Raw genomic sequence first — 12,369 nt, forward strand, 5'->3', positions numbered from 1 at the left:
CCACCCGACCCGGACCCGGAGGACCACCGTGCGCACCGTCGTCGAGCACCGCCGCGCCGCCCTCGCGCTGGTCGCGCCGCTGCCGTCCGAGCGCGTCCCGCTGGACGCCGCCGAGGGACGCGTCCTGGCCGGGGACGTCCGGGCCGACGCCGCCCTGCCGCGCTGGGACAACTCCGCGATGGACGGGTACGCGGTCCGCGCCGAGGACGTCGCCGGCGCCCCGGACGGACCGGTGGTCCTGCGCGTCCTGGCCGACCTGCCCGCCGGCAGCGACGCCGAGCCCGACGTCGTCCCGGGGACGGCCGCGCGGATCATGACCGGTGCGCCGCTGCCGCCCGGTGCCGACAGCATCGTGCCGGTCGAGGCCACCGACGGCGGCACGGACACCGTCCGCATCGACGTCCCGCCGCGCCGGGGCGCACACGTCCGCCGGGCCGGGGAGGACGTCGGCGCGGGTGACCTGGTGCTCCCCGCCGGCACCCTGCTCGGCGCGCCGCAGATCGCCGCCGCCGCCTCCGTCGGCGCGGGCGACCTGCTCGTGCACCGGGCGCCGCGGGTCGCGGTCCTGTCGACGGGCAGCGAGCTCGTCCCGCCCGGGCAGCCGTTGCGCCGCGGCCAGATCCCGGACTCGAACTCGTTCGGGCTGGCCGCCGCGGTCCGGGCCGCCGGGGGCCGTGCGCTGCGGGTGGGCGCCGTGCCCGACGACGTGGACGTCCTGCGCCGCGTGCTCACCGACTGGGACGGGGCGGCCCCGGACGACCGCCCCGACCTGGTGCTCACCTCCGGCGGCGTCAGCATGGGCGCGTTCGACGTCGTCAAGGAGCTGCTCGCCGACCACGCCGGCATGGAGTTCGTGTCCGTGGCGATGCAGCCGGGCAAGCCGCAGGGGCTGGGGCGGCTGCCCGGTGGGACACCCGTCGTGGCGGTCCCCGGGAACCCGGTCAGCGCGCTCGTGTCCTTCCACGTCTTCGTGGTGCCGCTGCTGCGGCGCCTGCGCGGCCTCGCCGACCCCGACCCCGACGCGGAGCGCGAGACGGCCGTCGTGGCGGACGGCTGGCGCACGCCCCCCGCGCGGGAGCAGTACATGCCCGTCACGCTCACCCGCGGCGTGCACGGCGCCGCGGGCGGGGCGGGGCTGGTCGCGCGGCGCGCCGTGCCGGGCGGCTCGGGCTCGCACCTGGTCGCGGGGCTGGCGCGGGCGCACGGCCTGGCGGTGGTCGCCGCGGACGTGGAGGAGGTCCGGCCCGCGGACGTCCTGCCGGTGCTGCGGCTGGGCCGCGGATGACGTCCGACCCCGGAGCGTCCGACGCGCGGACGTTCGACGCGATCGTCCTCGCCGGCGGTCGGGGCAGCCGGCTGGGCGGCGTCAGCAAGCCGGAGGTCCGGGTGGCCGGCCGCTCGCTGCTCGACCGGGCGCTGGACGCCACCGCCGGCGCGCGGCACGTCGTGGTGGTCGGCCCGCCACGGCTCGCTCGACCCGGGGTGGTCGCGGTGCTCGAGGACCCGCCGTTCGGCGGCCCGGTCGCCGGGATCGACGCCGGGCTCGCGGCGCTGGACCGGCTCCGCGCCCGCGCCGGCACCGCGGCCGGCACCGACCCCGACACCCAACGGGGCCCCGACCTCCCGGTCCTCGTCCTCGCCTGCGACATCCCCGCCGCGGCCGGCGCCGTCCCGGCCCTGCTCGCCGCGCTCGCGGACCCCGGCGTCGACGGTGCGCACCTCGTGCGCGACGGCCACGCCCAGCTCGTCGCGGTCCACCGGCCCGCCGCGCTGCGGGTGGCCCTCGCCTCCCTCGGGCAGGCGGGCGGGCGGGCCGCCGGGCACGACGGCACGGGCGTGCGTGGGGTGGCGGTCCGTGCCCTGCACGCGCGGCTGCGGATGGCGCCCGTGCCGGACGACGACGGCCTGAGCGCGGACGCGGACACGTGGGACGATGTCGCGCGCCTGGAGTCCGTGCTCGGCAGGAGGAGCCGCCATGACCGCCACGACCCCCGCTGACCTGGACCGATGGGTCGTCCTCGTGGCGGCCGCGCTCGGGGTCGACCCCGGCGTGCTGGACCGCGACCTCGTGCTGGACCTGACCCGGGACGTCGCGCACGTCGTGACCCGGCCCGCGGTCCCGCTGACCACCTTCCTCATGGGCGTCGCCGTCGGCTCCGGCGGGCGGGACCGGGCGGCGCTGGACGCCGCCGCGGCGCGGGTCGCCGAGGCGACGGCCGCCTGGGCGGCGGCGCACCCCGACGCCTGAGCCGGACGGCCCGGGGCCACCCCGGCATCCGGCCGGCGGGGTCGCCGCCGGGACGCCGGCGGCAGCGCAGGCCGTCAGCCGCCGATCGCGCTCATCGGGCGCAGCGGCTGCAGGAACGTCGGGTCGTCGATGTCGTGCCCGGCCCGCTTGCCGGCCAGGCAGTCACGGAACGCCTGGGCCACGGCGTCGTCGTCGGCGCCGGACCGCACCAGGGTGCGCAGGTCGGTCTCCGACCGGGCGAACAGGCACGAGCGCAGCTGCCCGTCGGCGGTGAGCCGGACCCGGTCGCACGCCCCGCAGAACGGCGCCGTGACGGACGCGATCACCCCGACCGTCGCCGGGCCGCCGTCGACGAACCACAGCTCCGCCGGCGCCGACCCGCGGCCGGGCACCTCGGTCAGGGTGAACGCCGCCGACAGCGCGTCGAGGATCTCCGCCTGGGTCACCATCCGGGTGCGCTCCCAGGTGTGGCCGGCGTCGAGCGGCATCTGCTCGATGAAGCGCATCTCGTAGCCGCCGTCCACGGCGAACCGCACCAGGTCCACGACCTCGTCGTCGTTCACGTCCCGCATCGCGACCGCGTTGAGCTTGACCGGGGAGAACCCGGCGGCCTTGGCGGCGGCGATCCCGGCCAGGGTGTCGTCGAGGCGGTCGCGGCGCGTGAGCGTCCGGAAGCGCTCGCGGTCGAGGGTGTCGATGCTGATGTTCACCCGCGCGAGGCCGGCGTCGCGGAGCGGGGCGGCGAGCCGTGGCAGGCGCAGCGCGTTCGTGGTGAGCGAGACCTCCGGGGAGCCCGCGGGGCCGGTGAGCGCCGCCATCCGCCGCACGACGTCGACGACGTCGGCCCGCAGCAGGGGCTCGCCCCCGGTCAGCCGGATCTCCGTGACGCCCAGGCCCACCGCGACGGCCGCGACCCGGACGAGCTCGTCGGTGGAGAGCATCGTCGACGCCGCCAGCCACGGCACGCCGTCGGCGGGCATGCAGTACGTGCAGCGCAGCGAGCAGCGGTCCGTCAGCGAGATGCGCAGGTCGCGGTGCACCCGGCCGAAGCGGTCGACCAGCGCGGCCGGGACGTGGTTCACCCGGCTCACGCTACGCCAGCGCCCCGTGACGCCTGCCGGGCCGACCTCCGCGTCCCCGCCGGCCCGGGGCGGCGGCCCGCTCAGACCAGGTGGGCGTACGCCACGATGTTGTCGACGTAGTGGCCGGTCGTCCGGTCGAACGCGCCGCCGCAGGTGATCAGGCGCAGCTCGGCGCGGTCGGTGGTGTTGCCGTACACGCGCGACGTGGGGAACTCCGCCTTGGCGTAGCGCTCGACGGCGTCGACCACGAACGTCGCCACGGTGCCGTCGGCCCGGGTGACCTCCACGTTCGCACCGACCGCGAGCTCCCCGAGCCGGTAGAAGACCGCCGGACCGTCCGGCCCGTCGACGTGACCGGCGACGACGGCGGGGCCGAACTGGCCGGGCCGTGGTCCGCCGGTGTACCAGCCCGGCAGGGCGTAGTCGGTCGGGGCCGGCAGCACCCCGGCCGCGTCGAGGGCGAGCGGCTCGAGGACGTCGCTCGCGACGCCGATGCTGGGGATGCTGAGCGCCACCGGGTCGGAGGCCGGCAGGACGGGCCCGAGGTCGGCAGCCGGAGCACCCGCCGCCACCGGCGGTGCGGGGCCGGGGTCGGGTGCCGCGGGCGCCGCCGGGCTCGGCGGGGCAGCGGACGGGTCGGGTGCCGCCACGACGGCGGTCCGCTCCGGCGCCGCGGGTGGCCCGTCGTCCGGACCGCGCAGGCCGACGGCGAGGACCGCGGCCCCGGTGAGTGCCGTCGCGGCGGCCGCCACGACGGCCGCCACCGGGGTGAGCCGGCGGCGGCCGTCGTGCTGGGGACGGTCGGACATCAGGCCGAGGCGCGGGCCCGACGGGCGACCAGGCCGGCCGCGCCGACGCCGGCGGCGAGCAGGCCGCCACCGAGGAGCATGAGGCCGTCCTGCGCACCGGCGCCGACCGCGGTGCCTCCGGCACCGGCAGCGACGCTGCCCGACGGCGCGGCGGCGAGGACACCGCACAGGGCGGGGTCCGTCGCCTCGGTGGGCAGCGACGGGTCGAGGTCGGACGGGGTCGAGCCGCTGTAGGTCCCGTTGCCGTCGTGGTCGACACCGTGGATCACGACGACGGACTTGCCGTCGACGATCGCCTGGGCGACCTCGGGGGCGACCTCGATGCTCCCGCGCTGGTAGGCGATCGCGCCGCCCGGGGCGGTGTCGTACCGGTCGACGGCGAGGCCGCTGGCCGGGCTGGTGTCGCCGGTCTTGGTCAGCGACACGACGATGCCACCGTACGCCGGGACACCCTCGGAGGTGTTCAGGGTGCCGTCGCCGCTGGCGTCGTCGGAGGCGGCCGGGCACTCGTTGCGCGCCTCGGCGCCGAAGTGGATGTGCGCGGCGTGGGGGGCGTCGGCGAGCAGGCCGTTCGCGGCCATGGTGACCGTCAGCGTCGTGCCGCGCACGGACGCCATCGCGGTGCCGCTGGCGGGCACGCCGTTGAGCGCGACGGGGGCGAGGTTGGCGTTCGTGTCGCCGTCGGCCGCGAGCGCCGAGCCGATCCCGGCCGGGAGCAGCAGGGCGGCGCCGACGCCGGCGAGGGCGAGGCGGCGGGTGGTGGTGCGCATGGAGGTCTCCAGTCCGCGCGACGGGTCGCGCGCTCGGTGTCGTGCTGCGGTCGGGGGTGGTTCGCAGCGGAGGCGCCGGTGGACGGGTCCTCACCCGGACGAGTGACCGGCGCCGGGCCGTCGCAGCCGCCGCGGTGGCGCCCCGGTGCGGCCGCTGCGGCGGCGGCGGAGGCTCGCGTCCGGCATGCTGGACCGGACGGCACAGGGGCAGTGACGCCCCGTCCGTGCTGTCAGCGCTGGCCGGCGAGCTCGCCGGCCAGGAAGTCGCGGTGTGATCGCCGCCCCGAGCACGCGCACGCCCCCGCACGACCGCGAGGGCAGCCCCACGTCGCAGGCCCGGCGTCCGCCGGGCGGGTCAGGAGACCGTCATGGATGTGTCCGTCGAGCACGACGACCTCGGCCCGGTCGTCATGCGGGTGACCGGCGAGGTCGACGTCGCCACCGCCGCCCCGCTGCGTCAGGAGCTGGCCGTGCACATGGGCTCCCACCAGCAGGACCTCATCGTCGACGTCTCCGGCGTCACGTTCATGGACTCCACCGGCCTGGGCGTGCTGGTCCGCGCGGTGCGGCAGGTGCACGAGCGCGGCGGGCGCATCGAGCTGGTGTCGCACGAGGACCCGGTGATGAACCTGCTGCGGCTGACGGCGCTCGCGGACGTCCTGCCCGTCCACAAGACCGTCCACGAGGCCCGGGCGGCGCTGAGCGGCGGGTGACGGGCGGCGTTAGCCTGGCGTCGACGCCGGGGGCACCGCAGCGGTCGGGCTCGCGGTCGCGGCCAGGCTCGCCAGGAGCCGCAGCCGGTCCTCCGACGTCGTGCCCGGCTCCGCGGTGTACACGGCCAGGGCGTGCTCGTGCGCGCCCACCGGCAGCGCCAGCGACTGGTAGGTCAGCTCCAGCGGACCCACGTCGAGGTGCCGGAACCGCTTGACGCCGCCGTGACGGATCCGCACGTCGTGGGCGGCCCACCGGGTGCGGAACTCGGGGCTTAGCGTGGACAGGTCCCCGACGAGCTCGCGGAGCGCGCGGTCGTCCGGGTCGCGCCCGGCCTCGGCCCGCAGCAGGGCCGCGGTCGTGTCGGCCGCGGTGTCCCAGTCCTCGTAGAAGCTGTGGGCGGCCGGGTCGAGGAAGGCGAAACGGGCGAGGTTGACCTGACCGCGGGGGCCCGCGCCCGCCCCGGCGAAGGCGCCGGCGTACAGCGCCCGGGCCAGCGGGTTGCTGGCGACGACGTCCAGGCGGCCGTTGCTCACGAACGCGGCGGACATCGTCATCGCGTCGAGCATCCACTGCACGGGCGGCGGGACGTCGACGGCCCGGCGGCGCCGCGGCGCGCGGTCGCCGGGACGGGCCGCCCGCGCCAGGTCGAGCAGGTAGGTCCGCTCGTCGTCGCTGAGCCGCAGCGCGACGCAGACCGCCTGGAGGACGTCGTCGGACACGCCGCTGATGTGACCCTTCTCGAGCCTCGCGTACCACTCGGTGCTCACCCCGGCCAGGACGGCGACCTCCTCCCGGCGCAGCCCCGGCACCCGCCGACGCGTCCCCCCGGCCGCCAGCCCCACCTGCTCCGGGGTGAGGCGGGCACGGCGGGTCGCGAGGAAGTCGCGGATGTCGGAGCGGTTGTCCACGTCGTCCACGCTACGTCGCCGCGGCCGGTGCGGGACGCGCCGAGGGAGGTACCGGCTGTCCCCCCGATGAGCCCGACCTCCCGCCTGCGTCCCGGGGCGCGTCTCATGGACGCAGGCCGCGGCCGGGCACCCCAGCCCACCGGCCTCCACCCCTCTCGTGATCAGGAGCACCATGCGCGTCCACGCCTATGCAGCACCGGCGGCGTCCGAGCCGCTGCAGCCCACCACCATCGAGCGCCGCGCCGTCGGCCCGAACGACGTCCTCATCGAGGTCCGGTACGCCGGGATCTGCCACTCCGACATCCACACCGTCCGCGGCGACTGGGGCCCGCAGCCCTACCCGCTCGCTCCCGGCCACGAGATCGTCGGCGTCGTCACCGAGGTCGGCCCGGAGGTCACCCGCCACGGGGTCGGGGACCGCGTCGGCGTCGGCTGCATGGTCGACTCGTGCCGCGAGTGCGTCAACTGCCTGCGCGGGGACGAGCAGTACTGCCTGCGCGGCATGGTCGGCACCTACGGGGCCACCGACCGCGACGGCACCGTCACCCAGGGTGGCTACTCCACCCACGTCGTGGTCGACGCCGACTTCGTCCTCGCCGTCCCGGACGGCCTGGACCTGGCCGCCGCCGCGCCGCTGCTCTGCGCCGGCATCACCACCTACTCCCCGCTGCGGCGCTGGGGCGCCGGCCCGGGCCGGAAGGTCGCCGTCGTCGGGCTGGGCGGGCTGGGCCACATGGGGGTCAAGATTGCCCACGCGATGGGTGCGGAGGTCACGGTGCTGTCGCAGTCGCTGAAGAAGCAGGAGGACGGACTGCGCCTGGGCGCGGACGAGTACTTCGCGACCAGCGACCCCGCGACGTTCGAGGCGCTCGCGGGCCGGTTCGACCTCATCGTCAACACGGTCAGCGCCGCGATCGACGTCGACGCCTACCTCGGCCTGCTGGCCGTGGACGGGACGCTGGTCAACGTCGGCGCCCCGCCGGAGAAGATGAGCCTGGACGTGTTCTCGCTGATCGGCGGGCGACGCTCCTACGCGGGCTCGATGATCGGCGGGATCGCCGAGACGCAGGAGATGCTCGACTTCTGCGCCGAGCACGGGCTCGGCGCGGAGATCGAGCTCATCCCCGCCGACCGGATCAACGAGGCCTACGAGCGGGTCCTGGCGTCGGACGTGCGGTACCGGTTCGTCATCGACGCCGCCACCTTCGCCTGAGCCCACCCGCTCGACCGCGCGCGGGTGCCGTGCGGCCCCGACGGCCACGTGCCGCCGGGCCGCACGGCCTGCGCACCTGCCGTGACGACCGGCGGTCGTGACCGCCGGCTCGGCCGGCCCCGCGGCGGTGCCCGGCGCTCAGAGGGCGTCGAGCGGGCCCGGGGTCCGCAGCACGGTCGCCGCCAGCGTCGGGACGTCGACCTTCGCCCGCACGGCGGCGTCGTCCAGCAGCTGCCGCGCCTCGCGGATGCTCACGCTGCGGGAGGCCGCGAGGAACCCCACCGCGGTGTCGACCACGCCGCGCTCACGGAGCGTCCCCGGGGCCGTCTGCGCCTCGGCCCGGGAGCTGAAGGACAGGTCGGCGTTGGCGGCGGCCAGGCCGGTCGACGCCCTGACCAGCGCGCGCAGCGCGTCGGCGCGGCCGTCGAACCCGTGCGGGTCCGCCGCGTAGAGGTTGAGCGCTCCGACCGCCTCCTCGCCGCGCAGGACGGGGATGGACAGGCTGCTGCGCACACCCGTGGCGCAGGCGGCCAGGGCGTACTCGTGCCAGCGCTGCTCGCTCAGCGAGTCGTCCATCGCGACCTCGTCCCCGGTCCGGGCGGCGTCGACGCACGGACCGCCGCCGAGGTACTGGACGCCGTCCAGGGCCGCCACCCGCTCGTCGGTGGACACCATGGTGAACGTGAGGCCCGCCTCGCGCACCGACAGGCTCAGCCCCACCGCGGTCGGGACGAGCTCGAGGACCAGCTCGGCGAGCCGGCGCATGGACGCCTCGACGTCCGACGGGCTGGTGACGCTGAGGCTCCTGAGCGCCTCGCGCGTCTCCGGGATCGGTTCCATGGTCGGCGTCTCCTCGCGGGGGTCCCGGGCGGCCGCGCCGACCCGGAGGTGCTCAGTCGTCATGCGGACGCCCGTCGTCCTCGGGAGGCTCCTGGGAGCGGGGGTCGTGGCCGGTGAGGCCGCGCACGAGGGCCGAGGCCACCTCCGCCATGTCGATGTTGCGGTTCGTCGAGGCGCTGCGCAGGATCGCGAGAGCCTCGTCCGCGGTGCACGCGTTGGTCGCCATGACGACGCCGACCGCCCGGTTGATGACGTCCCGGGCGGCCACCGCCTGCTCGAGGTCGCGCACCTGGTCGGTCAGCTCCGCCACCTGCAGGCACAGCTGGACGGTGCGGGCGATCCGCTGGGCGTAGGCGTCGGCACGCGTGAGGGCGTCCGCGTCCCACGGGTCGAGCCGGTCGGAGTACAGGTTCAGCGCGATCTCGGCCCCGTCCGCCACGTGGGCGGGGACGGCGGCGGACGAGCGGAAGCCGACCGCCGTGGTCTGCGACCGCCACGCGGGCCACTCGCTGCCCACGCCGACGTCGGGGACGACGACGACCTTGAGGTGGTCCATGGACGTGAGGCACGGCCCCTCGCCCGATCGGAACTCGGCCTCGTCGCACGAGGCGGGGTCCGGCCCGCTGCTCGCCGCCAGCCGGTCGCGACCTCGGTGCCGCAGCGCGATGCTGCACTGGGTCCCCGGCGGCAGGTGCTCGGCCGCGCGCACGGCGAACTCGTCGAGGTGGTCGCGGACGGTCCGGGACTCGATCAGCAGTGCCTCGAGGTCCGGACGGGCGTCGTCGGCCATGGCGGACCTCTCATCCGTACGTCAGGAGCCGCCTCGACTGTAAGGACGTTCGCGCCGGCGTGCCCGACGGGCGCCTGACCGGCTCTCGGGTCCGGGACCGGCGCGGTCAGGTCCGGACGCAGGTCAGCCCGCCCGGGTCTCCACGCGGAACCACACGGTCTTGCCGCCGTCCGCCCCGGCGTCCACGCCCCAGCTCTCCGCCAGCCGGTCCACCAGGCGCATGCCGTGACCGCCGGGGACCTCCGGGCCGCTGCTGCGCACCACCGGCATCGAGTCGCCGAGGTCCGTGACGCGCATCACGACGTGGTCGCCGTCCCGACCCGCCCGGAGGGTGACGGTGGGTCCGGCGCCGTGCACGACGGCGTTCGCGACCAGCTCGCTGGGCAGCAGCTCCACCACCTGGGTCACCACGACGGGCAGCCCCTCGTCACGGGCGAGGGTCCGCACCCACGACCGCGCCGCGGGCAGGGCTCCCCGTCGGGCCGGGACGTGCAGGCTGAGGTGCGGCACGTCACCCGCCTCCCGGCTGCCTGGAGATCCATGACGGCGTCCCACCCCTGGACGCGCTCCTCGACCCTAGGTGAAGGCGGGAACGGCCGCAGGACGGGACCCCTCGGCCGTGGCGGCCCAGGTGCCGCCGCTCGGGGACGACCTCGCGGGCCGGCACGGCGCGGGGGACACCTCGCGGGCGCTGGTTCAGCGCCCAGCGCGCGCCGGCCGCGCGCGTGCGACCTAGCCTGGACGTCCCCGCGGACTTCTCGCGCGACACCACGGCGCCGCTCCTCACGGCGGTGCCTCGACAGGGATCAGCGCACGGCTCGGCCGTCAGGCGGTCCGGGCCGGTCACCGGAACGGGGGGCGGATGCCGTCGACCATCGACCAGGGCACCGGCGGCCCCGACCGACCCGAGGCAAGGTCCGCCGCCACGCTCCTCGAGCTCGTGCTGAGCACCCGGACCGTCGAGGAGCACCTGCACCAGGTGTCGGTGGCGGCGGCCGGCCTGAGCCGGTCCATCGCCGGCGCCGGCGTCACCCTCCGGCGCGACGGGCACGACCTGACCGTGGCCGCGAGCAACGACCTGGTCATGGCGGTGGACGAGGTGCAGTACGGCCTGGCGACCGGGCCGTGCCTGGACTCCATCCTGACCGGCCGGACCGTGGCGGTGCGGGACACGGTGCACGAGGACCGGTGGGACGACTACCCCGCCCACGCCCTCGGCCGCGGCGTGCGCAGCAGCCTGTCCGTCCCTCTCCACGTCGGCGGCACGACGGTCGGGGCCCTCAACGCGTACGCGAGGGAGGCGGCCGCCTTCGACGACGACGACCTCAGCACGCGGCTGCACAGGTTCGGTGCCGAGGCGGAGGTGGCGATCGCGATCGCGCTGCGCGACGCCGAGCAGCACGCGCTGGTGGAGCAGCTGCAGCAGGCGATCGGGTCGCGCAGCGTGATCGACCAGGCGCTGGGCATCCTCATGGCGCGCCGGCGGTGCTCCGCCGCCGAGGCGTTCGCGATCCTGCGCTCGGCGAGCCAGTCCCGGAACCGCAAGGTCGCGGCGATCGCGGCGGACATCGTCACCGCGACCACCGGGGCGGCGCCGCAGCCAGGACGCTTCGAGCCCTGACCCGGGGCCGTGCGCCCGGGCTGCTCAGCGCTCGTCGCGGTGGTCCACCGAGCCGGCGTGGTCGGTGCCCGCGTCGACGTCGGTGGTCCCGGGCCGGTCCGGCGGCCCTGCCGCCCCGACCGCTCCCGCCGCCGCGACCGTCCCCCCATGTCCGGCGGACCCATGCTCCCCTGCCGTGGGCGTGGCCCCCAGCTCGGCCGGCGAGCGCCCGGGGGAGTACACGGACGTCTCCGGCTCGGGGTGGCGGCGGGTCTGCACGACGAGGATGGCGACGCCCAGCGCGACCGCGAGCAGCGCACCCCAGACGTTCGCCGGCAGGCCGAGCGGGGTGGACCGCGTGGGGTCGATGCGCAGGGTCTCGAGCCACACCCGCGCGGACCCGTACCAGATCAGGTACACGCCGAAGGCGCGGCCCCAGCGCAGCGCGAACCGCCGCTCGAGCAGCACGATCACGGCGACCCCCAGCAGGTTCCACAGCAGCTCGTAGAGGAAGAGCGGGTGGAAGAGCGTCCCGGCAGGGAGACCGGCCGGGAAGGACGGGTTGCTCGCCGGGATCTCCAGACCCCACGGCAGCGTGGTGGCCCGCCCGTACAGCTCGTGGTTGAACCAGTTGCCCAGCCGCCCGATCGCCTGCGCCAGCAGCATCGCCGGGGCCAGCGCGTCCGCGAACGACCAGAGCCGCACCCCGGTGCGTCGGCACCCGATCCAGGCGCCGACCGCGCCACCGATCAGCGACCCGAGGACTGCGATCCCGCCCTCCCAGATGTACAGCACCTGCAGCGGGTCCTGCCCGGCGCCGAAGTAGCTCCCCCAGTGGGTGAGCACGTGGTAGATCCGGGCTCCCACGATGCCGAGGGGGACCGCCCACATCGCGATGTCGAGCACGGCGCCCTCCGCCCCACCGCGCTCGGTGAGGCGTCGCGAGGTGAGCCACGTCGCCGCGGCGATGCCCGCGAGCAGGCAGAGGGCGTACGTGTGGAGGGTCAGGGGTCCGACGGCGATCGACGCCCAGGACAGGTCGGGACTCGGGATTGCGGTTCGCATGCGGGTTCCTCCTGGGCGGCCGACCCGACCCTACCGGGGCGACGGGGACAGGCTCCTCGACCGCGGGGAAGTGGGCGGCGGCCGGTGCCGACGGATCCTGCCACGCCGGTCGGTCGGTCCCGGCACCGGTCGCGGAGCACCGGGCGCGCGGGTCCAGTTTCCGGCGCCTCGGTCCCCGGGCCGGCCGAAACGTGTGCGTCGGCGCGCGGTGAAACCGGGCGGAATCGCTCGTGACCATCCGGTTGACACGTCCCGCCGCGGGCGGAAACATCCTTGTCACCGAGGACGGCAATGGCCGTCCTCGCCCTTGACCGGCGACAACGACGTCGT

Annotated in this window: 14 protein-coding genes; 6 read left to right on the forward strand and 8 right to left on the reverse strand. The window is 76.5% G+C overall.

Annotation, left to right across the window (positions count from 1 at the left end; genetic code table 11):
- The first annotated feature begins 28 nt into the window (after nt 1-28).
- The 3 genes from CAE01nite_RS01465 to CAE01nite_RS01475 are packed head-to-tail and all read left to right on the forward strand — an operon-like array spanning nt 29 to nt 2,248.
- Nucleotides 29-1,285, forward strand: a complete 1,257-nt coding sequence (locus CAE01nite_RS01465; protein ID WP_146898866.1) for a molybdopterin molybdotransferase MoeA — start codon at nt 29-31, stop codon at nt 1,283-1,285.
- A complete protein-coding gene (mobA, locus tag CAE01nite_RS01470) occupies nt 1,282-1,998 on the forward strand; it encodes a molybdenum cofactor guanylyltransferase (RefSeq protein WP_146898869.1) in 717 nt (238 codons plus the stop codon). Before CAE01nite_RS01465 ends, mobA begins: the two co-directional genes overlap by 4 nt.
- Entirely contained in the window at nt 1,976-2,248 is a 273-nt protein-coding gene (locus tag CAE01nite_RS01475) for a DUF6457 domain-containing protein (RefSeq protein ID WP_186816364.1), read from the forward strand. Before mobA ends, CAE01nite_RS01475 begins: the two co-directional genes overlap by 23 nt.
- A 74-nt stretch (nt 2,249-2,322) precedes the next feature.
- On the opposite strand, the gene moaA is transcribed toward CAE01nite_RS01475, so the two are convergent.
- From moaA to CAE01nite_RS01490, 3 genes are all read right to left on the reverse strand, one after another.
- Entirely contained in the window at nt 2,323-3,330 is a 1,008-nt protein-coding gene (moaA, locus tag CAE01nite_RS01480) for a GTP 3',8-cyclase MoaA (RefSeq protein WP_246130935.1), read from the reverse strand.
- 80 nt (nt 3,331-3,410) lie between these two features.
- Nucleotides 3,411-4,139 carry a class F sortase gene (locus tag CAE01nite_RS01485; protein WP_222595786.1) on the reverse strand — a complete coding sequence of 243 codons (729 nt, stop codon included), beginning with the start codon at nt 4,137-4,139 and terminating at the stop codon, nt 3,411-3,413.
- Complete coding sequence (locus tag CAE01nite_RS01490) at nt 4,139-4,909, reverse strand: CHRD domain-containing protein (RefSeq protein WP_146898874.1); 771 nt, start codon at nt 4,907-4,909, stop codon at nt 4,139-4,141. Before CAE01nite_RS01490 ends, CAE01nite_RS01485 begins: the two co-directional genes overlap by 1 nt.
- A 368-nt stretch (nt 4,910-5,277) precedes the next feature.
- On the opposite strand from CAE01nite_RS01490, the gene CAE01nite_RS01495 reads away from it, so the two are divergent.
- Complete coding sequence (locus CAE01nite_RS01495) at nt 5,278-5,622, forward strand: STAS domain-containing protein (protein ID WP_146898877.1); 345 nt, start codon at nt 5,278-5,280, stop codon at nt 5,620-5,622.
- A 9-nt stretch (nt 5,623-5,631) separates the two neighbouring features.
- Here CAE01nite_RS01495 and CAE01nite_RS01500 read toward each other — a convergent pair whose 3' ends face one another.
- A complete protein-coding gene (locus CAE01nite_RS01500) occupies nt 5,632-6,531 on the reverse strand; it encodes a helix-turn-helix domain-containing protein (protein WP_222595787.1) in 900 nt (299 codons plus the stop codon).
- Nucleotides 6,532-6,703: 172 nt separating this feature from the next.
- Between CAE01nite_RS01500 and CAE01nite_RS01505 the strand changes: the two genes are divergently transcribed.
- Nucleotides 6,704-7,744, forward strand: coding sequence for an NAD(P)-dependent alcohol dehydrogenase (locus tag CAE01nite_RS01505; protein ID WP_146898882.1), 1,041 nt, complete (start codon nt 6,704-6,706; stop codon nt 7,742-7,744).
- Between the two features lie 138 nt (nt 7,745-7,882).
- Here the strand turns inward: CAE01nite_RS01505 and CAE01nite_RS01510 are convergent, their stop codons facing one another.
- From CAE01nite_RS01510 to CAE01nite_RS01520, 3 genes are all read right to left on the reverse strand, one after another.
- Entirely contained in the window at nt 7,883-8,647 is a 765-nt protein-coding gene (locus tag CAE01nite_RS01510) for a GAF domain-containing protein (RefSeq protein WP_146898884.1), read from the reverse strand.
- Nucleotides 8,637-9,374, reverse strand: a complete 738-nt coding sequence (locus tag CAE01nite_RS01515; protein ID WP_146898887.1) for a GAF and ANTAR domain-containing protein — start codon at nt 9,372-9,374, stop codon at nt 8,637-8,639. The genes CAE01nite_RS01510 and CAE01nite_RS01515 overlap by 11 nt, the downstream gene beginning before the upstream one ends.
- A 123-nt stretch (nt 9,375-9,497) precedes the next feature.
- A complete protein-coding gene (locus CAE01nite_RS01520) occupies nt 9,498-9,884 on the reverse strand; it encodes an ATP-binding protein (protein WP_186816366.1) in 387 nt (128 codons plus the stop codon).
- Between the two features lie 352 nt (nt 9,885-10,236).
- On the opposite strand from CAE01nite_RS01520, the gene CAE01nite_RS01525 reads away from it, so the two are divergent.
- A complete protein-coding gene (locus CAE01nite_RS01525) occupies nt 10,237-10,995 on the forward strand; it encodes a GAF and ANTAR domain-containing protein (RefSeq protein WP_146898893.1) in 759 nt (252 codons plus the stop codon).
- A 24-nt stretch (nt 10,996-11,019) separates the two neighbouring features.
- Here the strand turns inward: CAE01nite_RS01525 and lgt are convergent, their stop codons facing one another.
- A complete protein-coding gene (lgt, locus tag CAE01nite_RS01530; protein ID WP_222595788.1) occupies nt 11,020-12,039 on the reverse strand; it encodes a prolipoprotein diacylglyceryl transferase in 1,020 nt (339 codons plus the stop codon).
- Nucleotides 12,040-12,369 lie beyond the last annotated feature (330 nt).

The sequence above is a fragment of the Cellulomonas aerilata genome, assembly GCF_007991755.1.
Classification (GTDB): Bacteria; Actinomycetota; Actinomycetes; order Actinomycetales; family Cellulomonadaceae; genus Pengzhenrongella; species Pengzhenrongella aerilata.

What these genes read in the sequence shown, in the direction of transcription:
- CAE01nite_RS01475 (WP_186816364.1), top strand. Translation starts at nt 1,976, where the DNA reads ATGACCGCCACGACCCCCGCTGACCTGGACCGATGGGTCGTCCTCGTG.
- CAE01nite_RS01510 (WP_146898884.1), bottom strand. Translation starts at nt 8,647, where the DNA reads ATGACGACTGAGCACCTCCGGGTCGGCGCGGCCGCCCGGGACCCCCGC.
- CAE01nite_RS01525 (WP_146898893.1), top strand. Translation starts at nt 10,237, where the DNA reads ATGCCGTCGACCATCGACCAGGGCACCGGCGGCCCCGACCGACCCGAG.
- lgt (WP_222595788.1), bottom strand. Translation starts at nt 12,039, where the DNA reads ATGCGAACCGCAATCCCGAGTCCCGACCTGTCCTGGGCGTCGATCGCC.
- CAE01nite_RS01485 (WP_222595786.1), bottom strand. Translation starts at nt 4,139, where the DNA reads ATGTCCGACCGTCCCCAGCACGACGGCCGCCGCCGGCTCACCCCGGTG.
- CAE01nite_RS01495 (WP_146898877.1), top strand. Translation starts at nt 5,278, where the DNA reads ATGGATGTGTCCGTCGAGCACGACGACCTCGGCCCGGTCGTCATGCGG.
- CAE01nite_RS01505 (WP_146898882.1), top strand. Translation starts at nt 6,704, where the DNA reads ATGCGCGTCCACGCCTATGCAGCACCGGCGGCGTCCGAGCCGCTGCAG.
- mobA (WP_146898869.1), top strand. Translation starts at nt 1,282, where the DNA reads ATGACGTCCGACCCCGGAGCGTCCGACGCGCGGACGTTCGACGCGATC.
- CAE01nite_RS01490 (WP_146898874.1), bottom strand. Translation starts at nt 4,909, where the DNA reads ATGCGCACCACCACCCGCCGCCTCGCCCTCGCCGGCGTCGGCGCCGCC.
- CAE01nite_RS01515 (WP_146898887.1), bottom strand. Translation starts at nt 9,374, where the DNA reads ATGGCCGACGACGCCCGTCCGGACCTCGAGGCACTGCTGATCGAGTCC.